The organism is Hydrogenophaga sp. (assembly GCF_030651625.1).
In the GTDB taxonomy this organism is placed as follows: domain Bacteria; phylum Pseudomonadota; class Gammaproteobacteria; order Burkholderiales; family Burkholderiaceae_C; genus Hydrogenophaga.
The window spans coordinates 40,503-50,536 of sequence record NZ_JAUSCF010000007.1 but is presented as its reverse complement, the minus strand read 5'-3'; the positions used below and the strand labels follow the sequence as shown (position 1 = coordinate 50,536).

Annotated in this window: 8 protein-coding genes; 4 read left to right on the top strand and 4 right to left on the bottom strand. The window is 64.9% G+C overall.

Translation table 11 applies throughout. The features are described 5' to 3' along the window. Positions 1 to 166: 166 nt before the first annotated feature. On the bottom strand, positions 167 to 1,075 hold the full coding sequence (locus Q7V46_RS03255) for a DMT family transporter (protein ID WP_304912075.1): 909 nt from the start codon (positions 1,073 to 1,075) through the stop codon (positions 167 to 169). Between the two features lie 85 nt (positions 1,076 to 1,160). Between Q7V46_RS03255 and pyrF the strand changes: the two genes are divergently transcribed. Beyond that, entirely contained in the window at positions 1,161 to 2,000 is an 840-nt protein-coding gene (pyrF, locus tag Q7V46_RS03250; protein WP_304912074.1) for an orotidine-5'-phosphate decarboxylase, read from the top strand. Between the two features lie 209 nt (positions 2,001 to 2,209). After that, entirely contained in the window at positions 2,210 to 2,827 is a 618-nt protein-coding gene (locus Q7V46_RS03245) for a glutathione S-transferase family protein (RefSeq protein WP_304912073.1), read from the top strand. Between the two features lie 35 nt (positions 2,828 to 2,862). Here Q7V46_RS03245 and Q7V46_RS03240 read toward each other — a convergent pair whose 3' ends face one another. Beyond that, positions 2,863 to 3,309, bottom strand: coding sequence for an acyl-CoA thioesterase (locus Q7V46_RS03240; protein ID WP_304912072.1), 447 nt, complete (start codon positions 3,307 to 3,309; stop codon positions 2,863 to 2,865). An 86-nt stretch (positions 3,310 to 3,395) separates the two neighbouring features. Then, positions 3,396 to 4,922: a CYTH and CHAD domain-containing protein gene (locus Q7V46_RS03235; protein ID WP_304912071.1), complete on the bottom strand. Its 1,527-nt coding sequence runs from the start codon at positions 4,920 to 4,922 to the stop codon at positions 3,396 to 3,398. Positions 4,923 to 5,066: 144 nt separating this feature from the next. On the opposite strand from Q7V46_RS03235, the gene Q7V46_RS03230 reads away from it, so the two are divergent. Together Q7V46_RS03230 and Q7V46_RS03225 are read left to right on the top strand one after the other, a co-directional pair. Next, a complete protein-coding gene (locus Q7V46_RS03230) occupies positions 5,067 to 5,900 on the top strand; it encodes a MipA/OmpV family protein (RefSeq protein WP_304912070.1) in 834 nt (277 codons plus the stop codon). A gap of 338 nt (positions 5,901 to 6,238) precedes the next feature. Continuing rightward, entirely contained in the window at positions 6,239 to 6,802 is a 564-nt protein-coding gene (locus Q7V46_RS03225) for a hypothetical protein (RefSeq protein WP_304912069.1), read from the top strand. An 82-nt stretch (positions 6,803 to 6,884) separates the two neighbouring features. On the opposite strand, the gene uvrA is transcribed toward Q7V46_RS03225, so the two are convergent. Then, positions 6,885 to 10,013, bottom strand: a complete 3,129-nt coding sequence (gene uvrA, locus Q7V46_RS03220; protein ID WP_370690270.1) for an excinuclease ABC subunit UvrA — start codon at positions 10,011 to 10,013, stop codon at positions 6,885 to 6,887. Positions 10,014 to 10,034 lie beyond the last annotated feature (21 nt).

Below are 10,034 nucleotides of genomic sequence, written 5' to 3'. Positions count from 1 at the left end.
CAGCGGGGCCTGAAGACCACCGAGGCGCTGGTGGTCCTGGCTCGCAAGCTGCTGCGCATTGCGTTTGCCGTCTGGCACAGTGGCACACCGTTTGACCCGCAGCGGGTAGCCCTGCGCGCTTGACGAAAACCATAGAACCTTCGCCGGGCCACTGGGTGCGCCCCCCTCAGGGGGGTGACGCCGAAGGCGGCGCGGGGGGGTGCCTTTGCGGTAAAAGAACACTGGCAATCGCCACCATCACGAGCGCTACGGCAGCCCAGTCCTGCCAATGCAACACCTCCCCCAGCCACCAGGCGCCACTGAACACGCCCAGCACGGGAATGAACATCACCGACAGGGTGGAGGCGATGGGGGGCAGGTCGCGCGCCATCATCAGCCACGCGACCTGTGCAAAGGCGAACACGCCCAGTGCGTTGTACACAATGGCCGACCAGACGGCGGGTGTCGGCATCGCCCAGGCTTCACGCTCGAAAATCACCGCCAGCGCGGTGGTCCACAAGGCGGTGAACAGGGTCATCCAGAACGACAGCGCCAGTGTGGGGTGCGGAATCTTCGTGCGGCGCATCAGCTGGGTGCCCACCGCCCAGGCGGCGGCGGCCACCAGCATCATGAGCACGCCAGCAGGTTTTCCTGTGAGTTGTGTCATCTCGTGCCACAGCAGCAGGACCACACCCAGCGCGGCGGCGCCCACGCCACCCCAGGCCCGGCCGCTCAGGCGCTGGCCAAACCACCAGACGCCGATCACGGCAGAGAACACCGGCATGGTGTAGCCCAGAATGGCCGCGCGGCCGCTGGACAGTGTCTGGATCGCCAGAATGGCCAGCGTGTGCCACACCAGCATGTTGAACACCGTGAGCACCGCGAGTTCTCGCCAGTGCGCGCGTTCGATGCGAAACGGCACCCGCCGCCACACCAGCACCGCCGCCAGCACCGGCAGACCGATCCACATGCTCAGGCCGCGAAACGTGAGCGGTGGGAAACCCGTCACGCCCAGCTTCATGATGGGCCAGTTGATGCCCCAGACCAGCGTGAGGAGAACGAGCAGCGTGAGTTGCTGGCGGGAAAGCTTGTGCATGCGGCGATGGTAGGGGATCTGAAGCATTCGCCTGGGCAGGCAGGCAACGCATGCGACAGGGGGCACCCCCTCGTAAAATCGACGCATGACTTTCCTCGACATGCTGCGTGGCGCCGAGCGCCTGAACCGTTCCCTGCTTTGCGTGGGCCTGGACCCCGACCCGTCCAGATTTCCCGCGCGCCTCAAGGACGACGCCAGCCGCATCTACGACTTCTGCGCCGCCATTGTCGAAGCCACCGCCGACACCGCCATCGCCTTCAAACCGCAGATTGCGTACTTCGCCGCGCACCGCGCCGAAGACCAGCTGGAACGGCTGATGGCCCACATGCGTGCCATCGCGCCCCAGGTCCCGGTGATCCTGGATGCCAAGCGCGGCGACATCGGCAGCACCGCCGAGCAGTACGCCATCGAGGCGTTTGAACGCTATGGCGCAGACGCTGTGACGCTCTCGCCCTTCATGGGTTTTGACTCGGTTCAGCCCTACCTGAAGCACCACGGCAAAGGCGCCTTTCTGCTGTGTCGCACTTCCAACCCCGGCGGCGACGACCTGCAGAACCAGCGGCTGGCTTCCGTGGAGGGGCAACCCTTGCTGTACGAGCATGTGGCGCGCTTGGCGCAAGGCCCTTGGAACCTCAATGGCCAACTGGGTCTGGTGGTGGGCGCCACCTACCCGGCCGAGATCGAGCGCGTGCGGGAGCTTGCTCCCACGCTGCCGCTGCTGATTCCGGGTGTGGGCGCGCAGGGTGGCGACGCCGTGGCCACGGTGCGGGCCGGGCTGCGCGTGCAAGGTGGCGAGACCACCGGCGCCATCATCGTCAATTCATCTCGCGCCATCCTCTATGCCTCGGCCGGCGACGACTTTGCCGAAGCCGCCCGCCGAGAAGCCCTGCGCACCCGCGAGCTGCTGGAGGCTGCGAAGGGGTAAGGCGTTCGCACGCGCGACACCGGTTTTCCCACAGACCGTTCCGGTCTGGGTACGATGCGCGATGTTCCTTTCGCGGTGCCTTGCCTCATGACCGATTCATCTTGTATCTCTGGTGCCAGACCGGTCTTGCCTCAAGGCGATCAAGGCCGGTATCTGCAGACCACCTTCGAGCGCTACCGTTCACGCCAGGCTGCGGGAGGCGAAGCGACATGAAGCTATTTGTGGCTTCGCGCGCGCCCAATCCGCGCCGTGTGCTCATGTTTCTGGTGGAGAAGAACATCAACGGTCTGGATCTGGTGCAGGTCGACCTGAATGTGCAGGAACACAAAACCGAGACCTACCGGGCCAAGAGCCCGCTCTCGAAGGTGCCGGCACTGGAGCTGGACGACGGCCGTGTGCTCACCGAATCGCGGGCCATCTGCACCTACATGGAATCACTGCACCCCGCACCCAACCTGATGGGAGTGGATGCGGAGGAGCGCGCATTCATCGAAATGGCCGACCGACGGATGGAATTCCACCTCATGCTGCCGGCCGCCAACTGCATCCGCCATACGCACCCGGGTCTGGCGGTGCTGGAGCAGCCGCAGTTTCCAGACTTCGGTCAGTCGCAGATCAGCAAGTTTATGGAGTCGGCTGCCTGGCTCGATAGCGAGCTGCAGCGCCAGCCCTGGGTGGCGGGCGAGCGCTTCACCATTGCCGACATCACGGCCTTCTGCACCATCGAATTCGCCCGTCTGATGCGCTTCAAACCCGCTGACGCGGGCTTGCACGCGCTGCAGACCTGGCGCGACCGGGTGGCCGAACGCCCAAGCAGCCGCGCTTGACACCCCCCCCGCGCCGCCTCCGGCGCCTCGGTGGGTTATTCCAATGGAGCTGGCCGTGTGCTGTCGAACTGGGCGCGGGCGCTGCTGGCCAGTGCCATTTCACCCGGGGTTTCGGGCGTCCAGCGATCCACCGGCATGGGGTTTCCGTTTGCGTCCACCGCAACAAGCACCACCAGACATTCAGCGGTCTTGTCCAGGCGGCCGTCCTTCAGATCGCCACTGTGCAGATCCACCGTGATGTTCATGTTGGTCTCGCCAGTGAAAGCCATGCGCGCCCGGACCTCCACCAGTTCGCCCACCTTGACCGAGCGGTGAAACCGGATGCTGCTGACGTACACGGTTCGGCAAGCGCTTCGAGCCCAGGTGGTTGCGCAGGCATGACCTGCGTCATCGAGCCACTTCATCACGGTGCCACCATGCACCAGGCCGCTGGGGCCGGCCGAGCCCGGCTCGACGAGAAACCTGAGGGTGATGGACGCCATGAAAGCTCCCTTGAAATGCACGGATGAATGCCATTGTGGTCTGGCATGGGGACTTTTGCCAAGCCCCGGTCAAGGGTGTGGGTCGTTCATCCCCACAAAGTGTGGGCTTTCAAAAGAGCACGTTCGATGCGGGGCAGTCCCTCCAGTCCATCTTGAATCCGCGCTTCGGCGCGCGCATGCAGCATCTGTGCTTCTGGCAAGGGGCAACGCTCGAGCAAGGCCTGCGCCGTGCTCAGGTCGTTGAGGTGACCCAGCAGGTCTTGTATCCGGGCCAGTGTCGCTGTGCTGCGGGCCACATGCTTGGGACGCAGCAGGCTGGACAGGAACGACTGGGCATAGCGGAGCTTCTTCAACTCGATGCGCAGTTCGTGCCGCCCTTCGGGTCCGGCGTGCAGCGCGCGCCGGACCTCGCGCCGCAGCCGCTGGTGACGCACCCGGAGCTGTTTGACTGCCCAGTCGGCAAGGGATTCAGTGGACCGACTTTCTGCGGGGAGGGCCAGCACGGCGCGGGTGAAGGCCAGCAGGTTCGATGTGTGGGAGGGGTGGGTCAGCAGGGCCAATGCCAGCTGGTTGGCTGTGCGTCTCTGGGCATCGACCCATGCTTGCAGTTCTTCGACAGGTATTGCGCCAGTGATGCCCTCAAGCAAGGCCGGCAGAGCTTCGGTGGCCAGCACGTCCCAGTTGCGAGCCTCACCCAGCGTCTGCGCTGTCTGGCGCCACTGGTCTTGCCAGTGTGATGTGAACCGGCGGGGCAGAAAAGGCGCAAACAGGCGCAGACCGGTGCGCAGCCGCCTCAGTGCCACACGGCACTGGTGAACGAACTCCGGGTCTGGCAGGTGGTCGGGTCGGGTCTGCATCAGGCCAGCCGCGTTGGCCTGCAAATGGCTCATGCAGTTCATCGCGGCACATCGGAATGCACTCACGGCAGCCATGTCGGGGGTGAGGGTGAGCGTTTGTGCGGGTGTCGGCTGCTGCTTCTGACCGAGGAACAGCGCCAGGCCCCGCTCGGCTTTGCTGCGGTCCACGGGGTGCAGCCACAGGCCGCTGGCAGCGTCGCCGTGGGGGCCTAGTGCGAGCGTGTGGGCAAGGTCCAGCAGGGCATCGGCTGGACCGGTTTTGAGTTCCAGTTCCAGCTCCAGCAGGGGTTCGCAGTGTGGGCCCTGCCCATCCCCAGTGGTGATCCAGCCCTGATCGAGTGCCACCTCGACATGCGTGTTGCCCTGACGCAGTTGCCAGGTGTGGCGCACGAAGTCGGTGCGAAAAACCGGGACCAGCTGCCAGGCCAGCGCAGACAGCGACGAAGCGAGGGTGTCGTCATCGATCAGCGCCGCGAAGTCAAACTGGCCGGGCTGGGTGGGAGCCTCCCATTCCTGGCGCTGGCTCAGCCCACCGACCGAACTGCCAGCGGTCTTGACCGTGAGCAGGGTGCGTCGGCCCACCTGACGCTCCCGCACCGCGATGCGCTGGGCCATGAGGGTGAGGGTGGATGTGTCGAAGTAGGTGTTGAGAAGCCGTTCCCGGCGGGGCATCTGACCTGCCAGCAGGGGGTGAGCCATCAACCTGGGCACATCGCTGGCCCTCAGGGAAAGCTTGAGTTCGATTTCCAGTGACATGGGGCAGTGGGTGGTGTCTGAATGAAGCAGTCTGACAGTGTTGGAAGGATTCATCTACCGTGGAACATCTGGCATCCCGCTTCGATGCCCAGACGACGCAATCGTGTACAAGAGGGCCTGGTGCGCCCGATAAGATACGAACCCATGCTGTTTTCTCAATCGACCCGATCCTTTCTGTCGGCCCTGGTGCTGGTCACACCCCTCTGGGCTTTTGCAGAGACTTCAGAGAAACAGGAAGTTCACGCGAAGGACTATCTGGTCGGCGCCTCGCTGGTGTCCTCCACGGCCCACATCGGCACCGGTGAGCGCAAGACCAGTCTCAAGCCGGTCTGGTACTTCCAGCTTGGTCCGGTGCGGGTTTCGCGATCCCAGGGCAGTACCCTGCTGGGTGCCGGGCGGCGCTCGGGCGAAACCGGCCTGAGCACAGAGTTGCTGGCCGCACAGGACTGGAACATCGGCCTGTCGCTGCGGGTGAACAACGGACGCACTTTCGACAACGACCCTCTGTTCGTCGGTTTGCCGGACATTCCCGCCACGCTGAGGGCGCGGGTTTCGGCCCGCCGACCGGTCGGTGAACGTTGGTCCTGGTACGCCAGCATGGACCAGGACATCCTCGGCAAGGGCGGCGGTCTGCGGGCCGGGGGTGGGGTGAACTACCGTTACCCGGTGTCGGACGCCACCCATCTGGACTTTGGTCTTTCGGCCGGCTGGGCAGATGCGCGGTACATGAAGACCCAGTTCGGCATCACGCCAGAAGCTGCCCAGCGGGTCGGACGTGCACCCTACCACCTGGGCAGCGGCTGGGAAGGCATACAAGCCGGGGTCAAGTTCACCACCGCGTTGAGCCAGCGCTGGGTGGTGTTTGGGGGGGTGGATCTGTCGCGGCTGCAGGGTGATGCGGCGCGCAGCCCCCTGGTAGGGCGTCCGATCACGCACGCCTTCAACCTGGGGCTGGCTTACCGCAACCGCAGGGATTAGGACAACGCAGAACAAGTCCTTGGCGGCGTGCGCATGCCAGTTGCGGGCTGCCTGCGGCGTTGCAAATCCTCGCGACTCCGCCCGGTATCGCTGTGGTTGGCGCCTTGCTTTCCATCCCGAAACCGGGCTCGCGCATCCACGGGGACTTGATCAGCGTCGCCCGAGACCCCTCGCCCGCAGCGCTTTGCGCCAGGTCTGGCCGCAGTTCTTCTCGCGGAAAACCGTTCATACGCCGGATTGCGCCGACCGTCACAAAGGCGCGGACATTGGTGCCGCAGTGGGGGCGCACAATGGCCCGCGGAGACCCGTATTTTCTACAACGACCCAAGGATCATCCAGTGAAACACCTCTTGAAACTGAGCGCCCGCGCAGCCGCGCTGAGCCTGACCCTGGGCCTGTGTCTGGCGCCTGCCATGGCCGAAAAGCCGGCCCATGCGGGTGGCGGCAAGCCCGACAAACTGGAAAAATCGGACCAAGGCAGCAAAGGAGGCCAGGGCGGCAAGGTGGACCGCAGCGGCCCGTCCCGCAACAGCCCGCAAGGCACGGGCGATCGTTCCTCGAGCAAGGTCGCCGCACAGATCACCATCGGCGGCTATTTTCACGATCGCCAGCGCGTGGCCGCGCGCGAGTACTACGAGCCGCGCTTTCGCGCTGGCAACTGCCCGCCCGGTCTGGCCAAGAAGAACAACGGGTGCATGCCCCCTGGCCAGGCCAAGAAATGGCGCAAGGGCGAAAGCCTGCCCTCGGATGTGGTTTTTTACCCGGTACCCAATGAAGTTGTGATCCGCCTGGGCACGCCACCGGCGGGACACAAGTACGTGCGAGTGGCGGCCGACATCCTGCTTATCGCGGTCGGCACCAGCATGGTGATCGATGCGATCGAAGATCTGAGCCGCCTCTGAGCACGGGCGCGCCGAGCCAGTTTGCTGTGACGCCCGAAAAGCCGACTGCCGAATGCCCTTCGTGGACTTTTGGGCCTTTTCCTCAGCGTTTCAGTAGGCGCTGCAGGTAGCGGCCCGTGTGGCTGGCGGGCTCGGCTGCCACGTCTTCGGGGGTGCCGGTGGCCACCACCATCCCACCCCCCGCACCACCTTCCGGGCCCATGTCGATCACCCAGTCAGCGGTCTTGATGACGTCCAGGTTGTGTTCGATCACCACGATGGTGTTGCCGGCGTCGCGCAGTTGGTGAAGCACCTTGAGCAGCAACTCGATGTCGGCGAAGTGCAAGCCGGTGGTGGGTTCGTCCAGGATGTAGAGGGTGCGGCCGGTGTCGCGTTTGCTCAGTTCCAGCGCCAGCTTGACGCGCTGGGCTTCGCCGCCGGAGAGCGTGGTGGCGCTCTGGCCGAGCTGGATGTAGCTCAGTCCCACGTCCAGCAGCGTCTGCAGCTTGCGGTGAAGGGTGGGCACGGCGCCAAAGTAGGCGTGGGCCTGCTCGACCGTCATGTCCAGAATCTGCGCGATGTTTTTCCCCTTGTATTGCACATCCAGCGTTTCGCGGTTGTAGCGTTGGCCATTGCAGACCTCGCAGGGGACGTACACATCAGGAAGGAAATGCATTTCCACCTTGACCACGCCGTCGCCCTGGCAGGCCTCACAGCGTCCGCCGGCCACGTTGAAGCTGAAGCGGCCCGGTCCGTAGCCGCGTTCCCGCGCCGTGGGCATTTCGGCCATGAGTTCGCGGATGCCGGTGAACAGGCCGGTGTAGGTGGCCGGGTTGCTGCGCGGCGTGCGGCCGATGGGCGACTGGTCGACGTTGATGACCTTGTCGAAATGTTCGATACCTTCTATGGCATCGTGTTCTGCCGGCTCTTCGTGCGAGCGGTACAGCGTGCGTGAAACCGCGGCGTACAGTGTGTCGTTCACCAGGGTGGACTTGCCGGAACCGGACACGCCGGTCACGCAGGTGAGCAGGCCCACCGGGAAGGCCACGCTCACGCCCTGGAGGTTGTGACCGCTGGCGTTGACGACGCGAATTTCCTGCAAATCACCCAGGGTGGCCACGTGGGCCGCTTCGCGGGCGCTGCGCCGCTCGGCCGCCGGGCTCTGGGGGAAGCGCGATTTGATCGGTGCTGCCCTGGCCTCGGCGGCAGCCTTGTTCACCGGCAGCCAGGGGGTGCGGTGCGTGGGCACGGCAATGGAGCGCGTGCCACTGAGGTACTGGCCCGTGAGCGAATCCGGGGTGGACATCACCTGTTCGCAACTGCCCTGCGCCATCACGCGCCCACCGTGCACGCCCGCGCCAGGGCCCATGTCGATCACATGGTCGGCGGTGCGGATCATGTCCTCGTCGTGCTCGACCACCAGCACCGTGTTGCCGAGGTCGCGCAGGTGCTGCAGCGTGGCGATCAGCCGATCGTTGTCGCGCTGGTGCAGGCCGATGCTGGGTTCATCCAGCACATACATCACACCGGTCAGGCCACTGCCGATCTGGCTCGCCAGGCGGATGCGCTGAGCCTCGCCGCCGCTGAGGGTGTCGGCGCTGCGGTCCAGGCTGAGGTAGTTCAGTCCCACGTCGTTCAGGAATTTCAGGCGCTGGCGGATCTCGTTGATCACGCGCGCGGCGATGTCGCCTTTGGCGCCTTGCAGTTCGAGCCGCTGAAAATAGGCGAGCGATTCGCCCAGCGTGACATGGCTGATCTTGTAGATGGGCTGCTTGTGTTCGCCCTCACCCACGAACACATGGCGCGCTTCCCTGCGCAGGCGCGAGCCGCCGCAGTCGGGGCAGGGCTGCACGGCGCGGTAGCGCGACAGCTCCTCGCGCACAGCCGCACTGTCGGTTTCGCGGTAGCGACGCTCGAAGTTGTGGATGATGCCTTCGAAGGGGTGCTTTTTGGTGATGCGCCTGCCGGCCTTGGCGCCCGACTCCAGCGCGTAGCTGAACTTGACTTCTTCTTCCCCGGAGCCAAAAAGCACGGCCTGCTGCACCGCCTCACCCAGGCTGTCCCAGGGGGATTCGGTATCGAAGTTGTAGTGCGCAGCCAGGCTTTCGATCAAGGCGAAGTAGTAGCCGTTGCGGCGGTCCCAGCCCTTGATCGCGCCGCTGGCCAGGCTCAGTGTGGGAAAGGCCACCACACGCGCCGGGTCGAAAAAATCCGTGTGCCCCAGGCCGTCGCAGGTGGGGCAGGCGCCCATGGGCGAGTTGAACGAAAACAGGCGCGGCTCCAGTTCGCCCACGGTGTAGCTGCACACCGGGCAGGCGAATTTGGCCGAGAAGCCATGTTCGACGTTCGTGTCCATGTCCACCGCCAACGCCTTGCCATCGGCCAGGCGCAAAGCGGCCTCGAAACTCTCGGCGAGACGTTGACGCAACGGATTCACGGTGTCTTCCTCCGCCTCCGCGCGCACCTTGACGCGATCGATCACCACGTCGATGTTGTGCTTCTCGGTCTTCTTCAGCGCGGGCAATGCATCGAATTCCAGCACCTCGCCATTGACGCGGAAGCGCACATAGCCCTGGGCCTGCATGTCGGCGAACAGGTCGACAAACTCTCCCTTTTTTTCGCGCGCCACCGGCGCCACGATCATCAGCCGTGTGCCTTCCTGCAGAGCCAGCACCGCGTCCACCATCTGCGCCACACTTTGTGACGCCAGAGGCAGGTCGTGGTCGGGGCAATGGGGTGTACCTGCGCGAGCGTAGAGCAGGCGCAGGTAGTCGTGGATTTCGGTGACCGTGCCCACGGTGGAGCGCGGGTTGTGGCTGGTGGCTTTCTGCTCGATGGCAATGGCGGGTGACAGTCCTTCGATCAGGTCCACATCGGGCTTGTCCATGAGCTGCAGGAACTGGCGCGCATACGCCGACAGGCTCTCCACATAGCGGCGCTGGCCTTCGGCGTAGAGCGTGTCAAACGCCAGACTGCTCTTGCCTGAGCCCGACAGCCCGGTGATCACCACCAGCGCGTGCTTGGGGATGTCAAGGTCGATGTTCTTGAGGTTGTGCGTGCGCGCACCGCGCACCGACAGCACCGCCGGTCGTTGCGGGGCCGACAGCGGATGGAGGGCGGATGGGGGGAGAGGCGGGAGCGGATGGTTCAAGGCGGGCCAGGCATAGGTAGACCGGAAGGCAACCCGACATGATAAATCCGGGGCGGTTTTTGTGGAACCTTGCGGGTTCATGGGTTCTCCCCGGCACCGGAC